This window comes from Enterobacter sp. R-25 (assembly GCF_049913205.1).
GTDB lineage: Bacteria > Pseudomonadota > Gammaproteobacteria > Enterobacterales > Enterobacteriaceae > Enterobacter > Enterobacter ludwigii.
The window spans coordinates 3,957,816-3,971,866 of record NZ_CP183982.1 but is presented as its reverse complement, the minus strand read 5'-3'; the positions used below and the strand labels follow the sequence as shown (position 1 = coordinate 3,971,866).

Below are 14,051 nucleotides of genomic sequence, written 5' to 3'. Positions count from 1 at the left end.
TCATCTTTTTTCGCGCCGATGCCCGGTTTGCCGAAAACTTGTGATCCCTTGCACAGCAGGCCCTGTAAAAGAATTTTCCGAATAGCCTATGCGCCTGAAGCCGTCTGGAGAAATGTTATTTGATTGTTCGTTTTAGAAAAGAAACCATAAAAACCACGGCAATAAATAAGGCGTGAATCACATTAAATAAAAGAAACCATTAAAACCATAGCTGCCATAAAAACTTCGCTTTTAATATGCCATCCCTCACATAAAGTAAGCCTTTGTGACTCTAAGCTGAACGCACAAAATAACTAAGGGGCTTATTATGAGCACAACTGACGATTCTTTCTCTGTTACCCACGACCCGATTGATATTCAGCGACCATCACTCAAAGAGCGCTGGTGGCATATTATGGATACGTGGAAAATCGGAATTATCCCTCTGCCACTGTTTGTCCTGGCCGGCGCGCTGATTGCCATTGATTGCCTCGGCGGCAAACTGCCCAGCGATATCGTGGTGATGGTCGCCACGCTCGCGTTCTTCGGCTTTGCCTGCGGTGAGTTTGGCAAGCGCCTGCCGATTGTCGGTAAACTCGGTGCGGCGGCGATTTGCGCCACCTTTATTCCTTCGGCACTGGTCTATTACGGTCTGCTGCCGGATGTGGTGGTGGAGTCCACCACGAAGTTCTACAAATCCACCAACATTCTGTATCTCTACATCTGCTGCATCATTGTCGGCAGCATCATGAGCATGAACCGCACCGTGCTGATTCAGGGCTTCCTGCGCATCTTCTTCCCGATGCTGTGCGGCGAAATTGTCGGCATGATTGTTGGCATGGGCGTAGGGATAGCGCTGGGCCTTGAGCCATTCCAGATCTTCTTCTTTATCATTCTGCCGATCATGGCGGGCGGTGTTGGGGAAGGGGCGATCCCGCTCTCCATCGGCTATGCCACCCTGCTGCATATGGACCAGGGCGTGGCGCTCGGTCGCGTTCTGCCTATGGTTATGCTCGGCGGCCTGACGGCAATCATCATCTCCGGCTGCCTTAATCAGCTCGGTAAACGTTACCCGCACCTGACCGGCGAAGGCCAACTGATGCCTAACCGTGCGAATACCGATGAAACCACCGCACAGCCTGCGTTCTCCGGTAAAGCAGACGTGACCACGATCGCTTCTGGCGCACTGCTGGCTGTTCTGCTCTACATGCTGGGGATGCTCGGCCACAAGCTGATTGGCCTGCCCGCACCGGTTGGCATGCTGTTTATGGCGGTGCTGGTCAAGCTTTGCAATGGTGCCTCTCCGCGTCTGCTGGAAGGCTCTCAGGTGGTGTATAAATTCTTCCAGACGTCAGTAACTTACCCCATTCTCTTCGCCGTGGGCGTGGCCATTACCCCCTGGCATGAACTGGTCGCCGCATTCACGCTGACCAACCTGCTGGTGATTGTCAGCACCGTCTCCGCGCTGGTGGCGACCGGTTTCTTCGTGGGCAAAAAGATTGGCATGCACCCGATTGATGTCGCCATCGTCTCCTGCTGCCAGAGCGGCCAGGGCGGTACCGGTGACGTGGCGATTCTGACCGCAGGCAACCGTATGAGTCTGATGCCCTTCGCCCAGATTGCTACCCGTATCGGCGGCGCGATTAACGTCTCCATCTCTCTGCTGATACTGGGCAACTTCCTCGTTTAAGTTTTCAGGAAAGAACAATGAAACTCGCAAGCTTTTTATACCAGGGAACACGCAGCTACGGCATCGTTCAGGCCGAAGGTGTGATTGATTTAGGTCGCCGTCTCGGCGACCGCTACAGCGACCTCAAAGCGCTGCTGCAGGGCAACGGGCTGGCCGAGGCCACCCGTTATCTCAACGACGCCGTGGATGTCCCTCTGAATGCCATCACCTTCTTACCGGTGATTGAGCAGCCGGAAAAAATCCTCTGCGTGGGCATGAACTACGCCGACAAACGCAAAGAGTTTGACCAGCACAACCCGGCGCCGACGCTGTTTGTCCGCTTCCCGGATTCACAGACCGGCCACAACGAACCGGTGCTGAAGCCGCGTCACTCCAGTGAATTCGACTACGAAGGAGAGCTGGCGGTCATCATCGGCAAAGCCGGAGAGAACATCAGCCGTGATGAGGCGCTGCGCCATGTGGCGGGTTACAGCTGCTATATGGACGGCTCCGCCCGCGACTGGCAGCACACCTGGTTTACGGCAGGCAAGAACTGGCGTCAGACCGGAGCGTTTGGCCCGTGGATGGCGACGGCTGATGAGATCCCGGACCCGCACCAGCTGGCGATCCGCACCTGGCTTAACGGCCGTATGGTGCAGGAAGACAACACCAGCAGCATGATCCACAAGGTCGCGGAGCTTATCGAATACATCAGCACCTTTACCCGTCTCAGCCCGGGCGATGTGATCATCACCGGCTCCCCTGGCGGCGTGGGCAAAAAGCGCAACCCGCCGCTGTTCATGAAAGAGGGCGATCGCATTGAGGTGGAGATCGAGCATATCGGTCATCTGAGCAATGTGATCATGGAAGCGCCCGCCACCGGGCTTGCGGCAGCACACTGAGTAAAACGGCATGAACAGTCAACCCACTATCGATTTTCGCCACACCCTTGTGGCGAAACACCCGGAACGCTTAAGCCAGATCCGTTACCTGCTGGCAGACAGCGGCCTTGGCCTGGACAACGACATCACGCTGTTTGTCGAAGCCTGGTCCGGCACGCAGCTGGTGGGTTGTGCCGGGCTTGCCGCTAACGTCATCAAGTGCGTGGCGGTAAACGAGCAGCTTCGTGGGGAGAACCTCAGCGCACGGTTGCTGGCAGAGGTGGAAAATGCGGCGCTGGAGCGCGGCCATTTTCACCTCTTCCTCTGCACCCGTCCGTGCAACAAGGAGCGCTTTGGCCGCAGCGGCTTCTGGCCGATTGCCCAGAGCGGGAACAACGCGGTGCTGATGGAGAACACCCCGCAGGGGATCCAGCGCTACTGCCGCGCGCTCAAGTGTCAGCGCAAGGCCGGGAAGAAGATTGGCGCGATCGTGATGAATGCGAATCCGTTTACCCTCGGCCACCGGCATCTGGTCGAGCAGGCCGCGGGGCAGTGCGATGCGCTGCATCTGTTTGTGGTGCGCGAGGATGCCTCGTTCTTCCCGTTCAGCGCCCGGCTAGAGATGGTACGGGCGGGCGTGGCGCATCTGCCGAACGTGATTGTGCATGAAGGATCGCAGTACATCATCTCCCGCGCCACGTTCCCGGCCTACTTCCTGAAAGAGACCGGCAAAGTACAGCAGGCGTGGAGCGAAATCGATGTGCTGATCTTCCGGGACTTCATCGCCCCGGCGCTGGGTATTACGCATCGCTTTATCGGCTCGGAGCCGTTTTGCGATATCACCCGTCAATACAACCAGACGCTGCACGACCTGCTGGCCTCGCAGATTGACGTGGTGGAAATGCCGCGCATCAAGGTCACCGGCAACGCTATTTCCGCGTCGGAAGTCCGCCGCTTGCTTAAGACACAGCAGTTTTCCCGGATCCGGGAGATTGTCCCGGACTCCACCTTCGCGCACCTCGAAACGCATTACCGTGCGAGTGCGGAAGTCGCATAACTATCAGGAATTTATCATGAAAATTGTAAGGGAGGCGCTGGCCGGTACGCAGGAGTCCAGCGACCTGATGGTAAAAATTGCCCCCGCTCAGGGTGAGCTGGAAATTATCATCCACAGTGAAGTGATTAAGCAGTTTGGCGAATATATTCGCCAGGTCGTTAACGACACATTGCGCGCCATGAACGTGCACCAGGGATTAATTATTGTTGAAGACAAAGGGGCGCTGGACTGTGTGATCCGCGCCCGCCTGCAAAGCGCGCTCCTGCGCGCAGCCGATGAGCCGACACTCAACTGGGGGGCGCTGAAATGAGCAAACTCCGCCGCAGTATGCTGTTCCTGCCGGGCGCAAACGCCGCCATGCTCTCTACGGCATTTATCTACCGCCCGGACTCCATCATGTTTGACCTTGAAGACGCCGTCGCCCTGCGCGAGAAGGATACCGCGCGCATGCTGGTGTTTCATGCCCTGCAGCACCCGATGTATCAGGATATCGAAACCGTGGTGCGCATTAACCCGCTGAGCACGCCGTTTGGCTTGCTGGATCTGGAAGCCGCCGTGCGGGCAGGGGTGGACGTGATTCGATTGCCGAAAACCGACACCCCGGAGGATATCGATGAGCTGGAAGGGCATCTGGCGCGTATCGAGCGTGAATGCGGGCGCGAGCCGGGCTCGACCCGCGTCATGGCGGCTATTGAGTCCGCGATTGGGGTGATTAACGCCGTGGCCATTGCCCGCAGTTCTCCGCGCTTAATCGGGATCGCGCTGGCCGCCTTTGATTATGTGATGGACATGCAGACGGAACGCGGGGATGGCACTGAGCTGTTTTATGCCCGCTGTGCCGTGCTGCACGCCGCCCGCGCCGCGGGTATCGACGCTTTCGACGTGGTGTGGTCGGACGTTAACGATGAAGCCGGCTTCCTGCGCGAGGTCGATTTGATCCGCAAGATGGGCTTTAACGGTAAATCGCTGATTAACCCACGTCAGATTGACCTGTTACATAACGCCTATGCCCCAACCCAGCAGGAAGTGGATCACGCGAAACGGGTGATTGAAGCGGCAGAAGAGGGGGAGCGTAACGGCCTGGGCGTCGTGTCGCTCAACGGCAAAATGGTCGATGCCCCTATTATTAACCACGCGCAGATGGTGCTGGAACGCGCGGCGGCCTCCGGCGTGCGTCGTTAAGGATTACACAATGAATCAGACTGAACTTCTCCATGTGAATTTCCCCCATCTGCGGGACTTAAAACCGTTTGATGCCGCCCACAGCGCAACGCCATGGCTGAACAGCCCTGACGAAAAACACACCCGTAAGCTCTGTGCTTCGGTCGAAGAGGCGGTGTTACGCAGCGGGTTACAGGACGGGATGACCGTCTCCTTCCACCACGCGTTTCGCGAAGGCGACCGGGTGATCAATACCGTCGTGGCGCTGCTTGCGCGTATGGGCTTTAAAAACCTGACGCTGGCTTCCAGCTCGCTGATGACCTGTAACGACGCGCTGATCGAACACATCGAAAGCGGCGTTATCACCCGGATTTACACCTCCGGTATGCGGGGCAAGCTGGCGGACGCTATCTCACACGGGTTGATGGCCGAGCCGGTACAAATTCACTCCCACGGCGGGCGCGTGAAGCTGTTGCAGGACGGCGAGCTGAATATCGACGTGGCGTTTCTTGGCGTGCCGTGCAGCGATGAATTTGGCAACGCCAACGGCACGCACGGGAAATCGTGCTGCGGCTCGCTTGGCTATGCAATGGTGGACGCGCATTTCGCCCGCAAGGTGGTGCTGCTGACCGAAGAACTGGTACCGTTCCCGAATATGCCCGCCAGCCTGGTGCAGGATCAGGTGGATTACATTGTGCAGGTGGAGAGCGTGGGTGACCCGGCGAAAATCAGCGTCGGTGCAGCTCGCGTGACCAGTAATCCGCGTGAGCTGATGATTGCCCGCTACGCGGCGGATGTGATTGAACATTCAGGCTATTTCAAACCCGGTTTTTCCATGCAGACCGGCTCCGGTGCGGCGGCTACCGCCTGTACCCGCTTTATGGAGGAGAAAATGGAGCGCAGCGGCGTGAAGGCGCGCTTCGCGCTCGGGGGCATTACCGGCAGCCTGGTGGATCTGCACGAGAAAGGCCTGATCGAAAAGCTGCTCGATACCCAGTGTTTCGACGGCCAGGCCGCGGCCTCGCTGGCACGAAATCCGAATCATGTGGAGATCTCCACCAACGTTTATGCCAACCCCGGCAGCAAGGCAGCAAGCTGCGACCAGCTTGATGTGGTGATCCTCAGCGCCCTGGAAATTGACGTCGATTTTAACGTCAATGTTATTACCGGCTCTGACGGCGTAATGCGTGGGGCATCCGGCGGACATTGTGATGTGGCCGCGGCGGCGAACCTGACCATCGTGGTCGCCCCCCTGCTGCGTAGCCGTATTCCAACCCTCGTGAAGCGGGTGACCACCCGGCTGACGCCCGGGGAGAGCATCGACGTGCTGGTTACCGATCACGGCATCGCGGTTAACCCGGCACGCCCGGAAATCCGCGAACGACTGCTTGCCGCAGGCCTCAACGTTGTCGATATCAACGCGCTTTTCGAGCGGGCGATATCACTGACCGGCGTACCAAAACCCATTGAGTTTACCGACAAAATCGTCGGTGTGATCCGCTACCGCGACGGCAGCGTTATCGACACCGTTCGACAGGTGAAGGAGTAATGATGACTGTAGCGACACCCGTGCGGGCGGGTGTCAGCCTGGAGGAGCTGCTGGCGGCGAAAGAGCGCCGTGCAGCACGCCAGACTGACTGGCTCACGCACTATCAACAACCGGTGATTTCTCTCACGCTCGTCACCCCCGGGGAGATCAAAGACAGCCTGCGCTATCGCAATACGATGGGCGTGGCATTGCAGATGTGCGACCAGCTGCTGTGGGAAAACCGCTGGCAGGTGCTGGACCGCCAGGTGTTGTGGCTGCCCACCGGGCCAGAAGCAATCTGGTGCGTGGCGCATCCGGCGGCGGAAATCAAAGCGCACTGTGCGGATCTGGAGCAGACTCACCCGCTCGGCAGGCTGTGGGATTTGGATGTGATCTGCCCGGCACAGGGGCATGTGGGGCGCCAGTCTTTAGGGGCACACCTCCGGCGCTGTCTGGTATGTGATGAGCCTGCCCACGCCTGTTCCCGTTCGCGTAAGCATCCTGTAGAGCAGGTGGTGGCTCGCGTGGAGAAGATGATCGATGACTGGTTTGCTCGCGACTAACCCGCAGCCATGCGATGTGCCAGGGCTCGCCGAAGAGGCGTTATGGCAGGAGCTGGCGTTGACGCCCAAGCCGGGTCTGGTGGATAAGCTCAACAACGGTGCACACCGCGATATGGACCATGCGCTGTTTACCCGCAGTATTGCGGCTATCACCCCGTGGTTTGCGCGCTTTGCAGAGCTGGGTCATACCTATGCGGATAAACCCGCGGCGGAACAAATACGGATCATTCGCCCGATGGGCATTGCCTGTGAACAGGCAATGTACGCTGCAACGTGCGGGGTGAATACGCATAAAGGCGGCATTTTTGCCCTCGGTTTGCTGTGCTTTGCCGCCGGACGTGTGGAACACGCCACGGCTGAGAGCCTCTGTAGTGAGGTGAGTCACCTCTGTCGCGGGCTGGTGGCGCGTGAGCTGGCGGCCCGCAGTGGACAGGCGACGGCAGGGGAGCGGCAGTTTCAGCAGTATGGTTTAACCGGCGCGCGGGGCGAAGCGGAAAGCGGTTTTGCTACGGTGCGTGCAGCGCTGGCGCAATGGAACGGGCACGCGCTGCATGACCTGCTGCTGCGCCTGATGGCGATGAATCAGGACAGTAACCTGGTGTCGCGCGGTGGTATGGAAGGGCTGCGCTATGTGCAGGGTTATGCGCGGGCATTACTGACGCGTGGCTGGGATCGTGATGCATTAATACAGATGGACAATGCGCTCATTAAACGGAATTTAAGCCCGGGGGGCAGTGCGGATTTATTGTCGGTAGGATGGGTGTTGGCGAAATTACCCCTCTCCTGAAAGGAGAGGGGATCATCATTAATGCGCGATAGGCTGCGCAGCGTGCGGTTCGCGTACGTGCTTGTACTTGAACAGTGCGATAAACGCGAAGAACAGTACCAACGAGTACGCGGCGAAGATAAGCCACACGGGCTGCCAGTTGGTGATGCCGTTAGTGGTGTACATCTCAACCACTTTACCGCTCACCACACCGCCCAGAATACAGCCGAAGCCGTTGGTCATCATCAGGAACATACCCTGAGCACTGGCGCGAATTTCAGGTTTCACCTCTTTTTCCACAAACACCGAACCAGAGATGTTGAAGAAGTCGAAGGCGCAGCCGTAAACAATCATCGACAGAACCAGCAGCACGGTACCGAACGGGCTTGGGTCGCCGTAGGCAAACAGACCGAAGCGCAACATCCATGCAGCGATACTGATCAGCATGACGTTCTTGATGCCGTAGCGGCTCAGGAAGAACGGGATGGTCAGGATGAACAGCGTCTCAGAGATCTGAGAGATGGACATCATCACTGACGCATGTTCAACGATAAAGCTGCCAGAGAACAGCGGGTTATTGTCGAAGCTGTGCAGGAAGGTGTTGCCGAACATGTTGGTGATCTGCAGTTCCGCACCCAGCAGCATGGAGAAGATAAAGAAGATCGCCATGCGTTTGTTTTTAAACAGCGCAAAGGCGTCCAGACCGAGCATGGTGCTCCAGCTTTGGTTTTTCTGCTGGTTAGACACCGGAATATGCGGCAGGGTCAGGGTGAACAGCGCCAGCACCACGGAGAGTGCCGCCCCGATGTAGAGCTGCATATGGCTCAGTTCGAAGCCTGCGAAGCTCACGCCCCACATTGCCATGATAAAGCCGATGGTGCCCCAGATACGGATTGGCGGGAAATCGGTGACGATTTCCATACCGGCAGATTTCAGGCGGTAGTAGGAGATGGTGTTGATCAGGCCAAGCGTTGGCATGTAGGCCAGCGAGTTAAACAGGATCACCATGAACATCGCCCCCGGCGTGGTGACCTGGGCTGCCATAAACAGCGTCCCCGCACCCACCAGATGGCAAAGCATGTACAGCCATTTCGCACTTAACCATTTATCCGCCACGATACCCAGCAGCGTTGGCATAAAAACAGCCGCAATACCGAGCGAGCTGTAGACGGCACCGATAGACGCACCATCGAACTTGAGCGTCACAAACATATAGGAGCCGAGTGTAGTCAGCCAGCTACCCCACAGGCAGAACTGCAGAAACGACAATATTTTAAGCTGCAGCTTAAGGTTCATGTTACTTTCCTCACAAGTGAGCGGGAGATATGTTGTTATAGGAACATTCAGGGTTGTTATTTGATGCAATTCTATCAGCAGGCGAGGTTATGTTTTGTTACCTCCCGCAAAAAAATGCAATCCACATTAATTTGCAGTTTGGATTGTGATGCAAATAACATTTTCGTATGGGTGGGAGCGGGGAGGGTGCGGTCTGATGCCCTCACCCTGGCCCTCTCCCACAGGAAGAGGGCAGGGTAAAGGGTTTAGCGTCGACGGTAGTTTTTTTGCGCCGTGTTCACTTTATACAGATAACGACGCGATTCCGCAGACGGGTGTCGGGTGGTGAGCGTGGAATAGACATCCCCCGGCGCCATACTGTTGATGATATTCGCCGCCTGCACTTTGTCACTCGAGAAGACGCGCAGGACGCTGCCCGCACCGCCGTTATACGCGGTGATCACCGCATAGCGACGTGATGTCGGGTTATCAATTCCACCCAGGTAGACATTGTTGAGCATCGCCAGGTAGGCGGTGCCGGTATCAATGTTGCTTTGTGGATCGAACAGATAACTGCGGCTCGGCGTACCGGATTTACCCTGAGCGCGGAAGACGTCTTTACCTGCGCTGTGCTGCACGACCTGCATCAGTCCCAGCGCGTCGGAACGGCTTACCGCGTACGGGTTAAACGACGATTCGGTCTGCATGATCGCCAGGATCAGCGACTCATCCACGCCGTACTTACGCGAGGCCTGACGCACCATGCCAATGTACTTATGCGCACGTTTGTCGAGGTGGTTCGGCACGAGGTTAATGGTGACGCTGTAGATGATCTTCAGGCCGTTAGAGCGGCTTTTCAGGCGCGTCTGCAGCAGATAATCGGCAAATTTTGTGGCACGCCCTTCCCAGCGGATGGCCTGTCCAGTCTGATCGACAACCTGGCCGTACAGGAACGGTTCTTTGGAGATGGTGATGTCATCGGCGTCGGAGTAGAGATCGATTGAGCCTGGATCGTCACCCATCAGCAAGGTTTTCACGATCGCCTGACGTAACCGTGCGGCAGGTTCGGTGCCTGCGATGGTTTCAACCGTGATAGTCCCCTCATCAAAGTTGATGTGGCTACGGGTCTGATAGGCGTCGGTGTACTTAACGTAGTCCTTAGGTCCGGCAATAAGAACTTCGTTAAATCCCCATATATTTTCGATGTTATGGGCAAACTGCCCCATCAAAATGTCAAAACCGTTGGTGTCCTTTATCCAGGCTTCGTTGTAATCATCGCCTTTTTTGGAAGAACAAGAGACAAGCAACGGCGCAACAAGGGCTAGCGCTAAAAATTTTTTCATCATTCCGGGAGTGCGTGTTGTGTTTGCTTGTACGGCGGAGTTGCCCCCGCACGCTGTTATTGTTCCGGCGGCGTATAGCCTTCGATGTGGACGTCTTTGCCTTCGAACAGGAAGTTCACCATCTCCTGCTCAAGCAGCTTGCGGTGCTCCGGGTTCATCATGCTGAGTTTCTTCTCGTTGATCAGCATGGTCTGTTTTTTCTGCCACTGTCCCCAGGCTTCTTTGGAAATTTCGTTATAGATGCGCTTACCCAGTTCGCCCGGATAAAGCTGGAAATCCTGGCCTTCAGCGTCACGCTGCAGGAAAGTACAAAAAATAGTTCTGGCCATACTCATTCCTCTGTTGGTGGCTGATGCTAAACCATTGCACCGGCACGTAATTGCTGTAACAGGCGCTCCACGGGAGCCGCCAGCCCGACTGATGGCGGTTGCGCTAAGTTATACCAGAGAGCCGTTCCTTCATCCATGCAGGCGGTGATTGAGGACACGGGAAGCCACATCGGTACAATATCCAGATGGAAATGGCTAAAGGTATGACGAAACGCGGTCAGCTGCGTCAGGTTATCGGCAGCGATGCCGCGCTGTTTAAGCCATTCCCGTAACAATTCTTCATCTTCAAACTGTGGGAAGCAGTATAGACCACCCCACAGGCCGCTCGGCGGCCGCTGCGCCAGAAAGACGCCATCGCCATGCTGCATCAACAGCATGTAGCCGGTGCGCTCTGGCAGCGTCTGCTTTGGCTTTTTGCCCGGATACTGCGCCCATGCGTGGTTCGCATAAGCCACGCAGAGATTATTGACCGGGCAAAGTTCGCATTTCGGTTTTGATCGCGTGCAGACCATGGCCCCCAGGTCCATCATCGCCTGGTTAAAGCGCTCCACGCCTTTTGCCGGGGTAACCGCTTCGCTGATCTCCCACAGCCGTTTTTCGACCTCTTTTTTTCCCGGCCAGCCGTCAACGGCATAGCATCGTGCGAGGACGCGCTTCACGTTGCCGTCGAGGATCGGGAAATGTTTACCTAAAGACAGGGAGAGGATTGCGCCAGCGGTTGAACGTCCGACGCCGGGCAAATCAGCCACTTCATCGAAGGTTTCCGGAAATGTGCCGTGGTGTCGGGTCGCCACCTGCTGCGCGGCTTTATGCAAATTGCGCGCACGGGCGTAGTAACCGAGACCGGTCCACAAATGCAGCACCTCGTCTAATGGCGCATTGGCCAGGTCGGTCACCGTTGGGAAACGTGCCATAAAGCGCTCGAAGTAAGGAATCACCGTGGCGACCTGCGTTTGTTGCAACATCACTTCGGAGAGCCATACTTTGTAAGGCGTTTTTTCAATTTGCCAGGGCAGGGTTTTACGCCCGTATTTGTCGTACCAGTCCAGCACCTGGGCTGAAAATTGAGAGGCTTGCATGGTCATCGATTCGCATAATCAGGGACGCCGATTGCAGCACAGCGTCAATCTGCTGTAAACCGGATCTTTCCCATGCTTGCATAGAAGCCTTAACTTTGGATAATGCCCGTTTCCCGAACATTCTCACAAGCAGACAACTCTTTTATGAAAAACGACGTCATTTCACCGGAATTTGATGAAAACGGTCGCCCGCTGCGCCGTATTCGCAGCTTTGTCCGCCGTCAGGGTCGCCTGACCAAAGGGCAGCAACATGCGCTGGACAACTACTGGCCGGTGATGGGCGTTGAGTTCAGCGAGCAGCCTCTGGACTTTACCGAGCTGTTTGGTCGCGACGCGCCGGTAACACTGGAGATTGGCTTCGGTATGGGGTCTTCACTGGTTACCATGGCCCACGCGCGCCCGGAGCAAAATTTCCTCGGTATTGAGGTGCACTCGCCAGGCGTAGGCGCATGTCTGGCAACGGCTCATGAAGAGGGCGTTGAGAACCTGCGCGTTATGTGTCACGACGCGGTTGAAGTGCTGCACAAAATGATTCCTGACAATTCTTTGACCATGGTTCAGCTCTTTTTCCCTGACCCGTGGCACAAAGCACGGCATAATAAACGCCGTATCGTTCAGGCGCCGTTTGCTGAGCTGGTAAAAAGTAAGCTGAAACTGGGCGGTGTCTTCCATATGGCGACCGACTGGGAACCTTATGCGGAACATATGCTGGAAGTCATGTCGTCTCTGGACGGGTATAAAAACCAGTCTGCAAGCAACGACTATGTACCGCGTCCGGATTCACGTCCGGTGACAAAATTTGAACAGCGTGGCCATCGTCTTGGTCACGGCGTATGGGACTTAATGTTCGAGAGGGTGAAATAATGGCAAAGAATCGTAGCCGTCGTCTGCGTAAAAAAATGCACATCGAAGAATTCCAGGAAGTGGGCTTCTCCGTTGCGTGGCGTTTCCCGGAAGGCACCAGCGTAGACCAGATCGATCAGGACGTAGATGCGTTCATTAATGAAGTGATCGAGCCAAACAAGCTGGCCTTTGATGGTAGCGGTTACCTGGCATGGGAAGGTCTGATCTGCACCCAGGAAGTCGGTAAATGCACCGAAGAACATCAGGCGCTTGTGCGCAAATGGCTTGAAGACCACAAACTGGAAGATGTCCGCGTCAGCGAACTTTTTGACGTTTGGTGGGACTAATTAAGCAGTAAGGGGCCAGCATTAGCTGGCCCATTTTGTCTGAGGGAGTGTTTAAGATGCGCAAAACGTTGCTGGCTGTTGCCTTAATGGCAACCGGATTCACCGCTCATGCGGAGTATAAATGTAGCGTCACCCCGCGTGATGACGTGGTGTTAAGCCCGCAAACCGTGCAGGTCAAAGGCGAGAACGGTCATCTGGTGATTACGCCGGACGGGAACGTCACATTTAACGGTAAACAGTACAACCTGACCCCCGCTCAGCGTGAGCAGGCGAAAGACTACCAGGCCGATTTGCGTACCGCGCTGCCGTGGATTGATGAAGGTGCCCTGACGCGCGTAGAGAAGAGCCGCGTCGCGCTGGATAAGATCATCACCAAAGAGGTGGGTGAGAGCAGTAACATGCGCACCCGCCTGACGAAGCTCGACAAACAGCTGAAAGAGCAGATGAACCGCATTATTGAGCATCGCTCCGACGGCCTGACGTTCCATTACAAGGCAATCGATCAGGTTCGTGCCGACGGTCAGCAGCTGGTGAACCAGGCAATGGGTGGCATCCTGCAGGACAGCATTAACGAGATGGGGGCTAAAGCGGTGCTGAAAGGCGGCGGTAACCCACTGCAGGGCGTGCTCGGTAGCCTGGGTGGGCTGCAGACCTCGATTCAGAACGAGTGGAAGAACCAGGAAGACGATTTCCAGCAGTTCGGCAAAGACGTCTGTAAACGCGTGGTGTCGCTGGAAGATAGCCGTAAGGCGCTCGTGGGAACGCTGAAGTAATTTCCCCTCACCCTAACCCTCTCCCCAAAGGGGCGAGGGGATGGTTTGCTCCCTTTCCCTTTTAGAGAGAGGGCCGGGGTGAGGGTTGCAGCATTTGCAGTGTTTCAAGGATCTTTTCTAACACCGCTTCTTCGTTATTACAGAGTTCGTTGTTCCAAAATCGAATGACATACCAGCCTTTCTCGTTAAGCCAGCACGTTCTTTGACGATCGTATTCCTGCTTTTCATCAAGTTGCCCGCCATCCAGTTCAATAGCCAGATGAGCCGCACAGCAGGTGAAATGCAGAATGTAGTGATCTACAGGATGTGGTCGACGAAATTTATAATTTTCGAAGCGGCGGCTGCGCAGTAGATACCAAAGCCGTCTTTCTTCTTTTGTCAGCTCCCGTCTGAGCTGTTTTGCATCAGTACGAGTAATATCCATCCCCACACTCTGCCAGCCTTTCCCTCAGCCGGCA

General features: G+C 56.1%; 16 protein-coding genes. 11 read left to right on the top strand and 5 right to left on the bottom strand.

Features of this window, described 5'->3' with window-relative positions; translation table 11 throughout:
* Positions 1–307 precede the first annotated feature (307 nt).
* The 8 genes from ACN9MQ_RS18910 to citG are packed head-to-tail and all read left to right on the top strand — an operon-like array spanning position 308 to position 7,625.
* Positions 308–1,669: a 2-hydroxycarboxylate transporter family protein gene (locus ACN9MQ_RS18910; protein WP_014171589.1), complete on the top strand. Its 1,362-nt coding sequence runs from the start codon at positions 308–310 to the stop codon at positions 1,667–1,669.
* A gap of 17 nt (positions 1,670–1,686) precedes the next feature.
* Positions 1,687–2,550, top strand: a complete 864-nt coding sequence (locus ACN9MQ_RS18905) for a fumarylacetoacetate hydrolase family protein (protein ID WP_014171588.1) — start codon at positions 1,687–1,689, stop codon at positions 2,548–2,550.
* Positions 2,551–2,560: 10 nt separating this feature from the next.
* Positions 2,561–3,586 (top strand): [citrate (pro-3S)-lyase] ligase, encoded by a 1,026-nt coding sequence (citC, locus tag ACN9MQ_RS18900; RefSeq protein ID WP_014171587.1) that lies wholly within the window; start codon positions 2,561–2,563, stop codon positions 3,584–3,586.
* Positions 3,587–3,602: 16 nt separating this feature from the next.
* Positions 3,603–3,896, top strand: coding sequence for a citrate lyase acyl carrier protein (gene citD, locus ACN9MQ_RS18895; protein WP_333052057.1), 294 nt, complete (start codon positions 3,603–3,605; stop codon positions 3,894–3,896).
* Complete coding sequence (citE, locus tag ACN9MQ_RS18890; protein ID WP_014171585.1) at positions 3,893–4,768, top strand: citrate (pro-3S)-lyase subunit beta; 876 nt, start codon at positions 3,893–3,895, stop codon at positions 4,766–4,768. The genes citD and citE overlap by 4 nt, the downstream gene beginning before the upstream one ends.
* A gap of 10 nt (positions 4,769–4,778) precedes the next feature.
* Positions 4,779–6,296: a citrate lyase subunit alpha gene (gene citF, locus ACN9MQ_RS18885; protein ID WP_221716751.1), complete on the top strand. Its 1,518-nt coding sequence runs from the start codon at positions 4,779–4,781 to the stop codon at positions 6,294–6,296.
* Between the two features lie 2 nt (positions 6,297–6,298).
* Positions 6,299–6,838, top strand: a complete 540-nt coding sequence (citX, locus tag ACN9MQ_RS18880; protein WP_182268809.1) for a citrate lyase holo-[acyl-carrier protein] synthase — start codon at positions 6,299–6,301, stop codon at positions 6,836–6,838.
* Positions 6,816–7,625, top strand: coding sequence for a triphosphoribosyl-dephospho-CoA synthase CitG (gene citG / locus ACN9MQ_RS18875; RefSeq protein WP_426021158.1), 810 nt, complete (start codon positions 6,816–6,818; stop codon positions 7,623–7,625). Before citX ends, citG begins: the two co-directional genes overlap by 23 nt.
* A gap of 18 nt (positions 7,626–7,643) precedes the next feature.
* On the opposite strand, the gene ACN9MQ_RS18870 is transcribed toward citG, so the two are convergent.
* The 4 genes from ACN9MQ_RS18870 to mutY form a co-directional block, all read right to left on the bottom strand.
* Positions 7,644–8,900, bottom strand: coding sequence for a nucleoside permease (locus ACN9MQ_RS18870; protein ID WP_020883685.1), 1,257 nt, complete (start codon positions 8,898–8,900; stop codon positions 7,644–7,646).
* A 245-nt stretch (positions 8,901–9,145) separates the two neighbouring features.
* Positions 9,146–10,222: a membrane-bound lytic murein transglycosylase MltC gene (gene mltC, locus ACN9MQ_RS18865; RefSeq protein WP_025203253.1), complete on the bottom strand. Its 1,077-nt coding sequence runs from the start codon at positions 10,220–10,222 to the stop codon at positions 9,146–9,148.
* 56 nt (positions 10,223–10,278) lie between these two features.
* On the bottom strand, positions 10,279–10,551 hold the full coding sequence (locus ACN9MQ_RS18860; RefSeq protein WP_032678953.1) for an oxidative damage protection protein: 273 nt from the start codon (positions 10,549–10,551) through the stop codon (positions 10,279–10,281).
* A 26-nt stretch (positions 10,552–10,577) separates the two neighbouring features.
* Positions 10,578–11,630 (bottom strand): A/G-specific adenine glycosylase, encoded by a 1,053-nt coding sequence (mutY, locus tag ACN9MQ_RS18855; RefSeq protein WP_169809773.1) that lies wholly within the window; start codon positions 11,628–11,630, stop codon positions 10,578–10,580.
* A gap of 144 nt (positions 11,631–11,774) precedes the next feature.
* Here mutY and trmB point away from each other — a divergent pair, with 144 nt between their 5' ends.
* The 3 genes from trmB to ACN9MQ_RS18840 are packed head-to-tail and all read left to right on the top strand — an operon-like array spanning position 11,775 to position 13,593.
* The gene (gene trmB, locus ACN9MQ_RS18850; RefSeq protein ID WP_020883687.1) at positions 11,775–12,494 is read left to right on the top strand and encodes a tRNA (guanosine(46)-N7)-methyltransferase TrmB; all 720 of its coding nucleotides are present in this window, start codon (positions 11,775–11,777) and stop codon (positions 12,492–12,494) included.
* Complete coding sequence (locus ACN9MQ_RS18845; protein WP_020883688.1) at positions 12,494–12,820, top strand: YggL family protein; 327 nt, start codon at positions 12,494–12,496, stop codon at positions 12,818–12,820. The genes trmB and ACN9MQ_RS18845 overlap by 1 nt, the downstream gene beginning before the upstream one ends.
* A gap of 56 nt (positions 12,821–12,876) precedes the next feature.
* Positions 12,877–13,593 (top strand): DUF2884 domain-containing protein, encoded by a 717-nt coding sequence (locus ACN9MQ_RS18840; RefSeq protein ID WP_020883689.1) that lies wholly within the window; start codon positions 12,877–12,879, stop codon positions 13,591–13,593.
* Between the two features lie 61 nt (positions 13,594–13,654).
* On the opposite strand, the gene ACN9MQ_RS18835 is transcribed toward ACN9MQ_RS18840, so the two are convergent.
* Entirely contained in the window at positions 13,655–14,017 is a 363-nt protein-coding gene (locus ACN9MQ_RS18835) for a DUF559 domain-containing protein (protein WP_032678948.1), read from the bottom strand.
* Positions 14,018–14,051 lie beyond the last annotated feature (34 nt).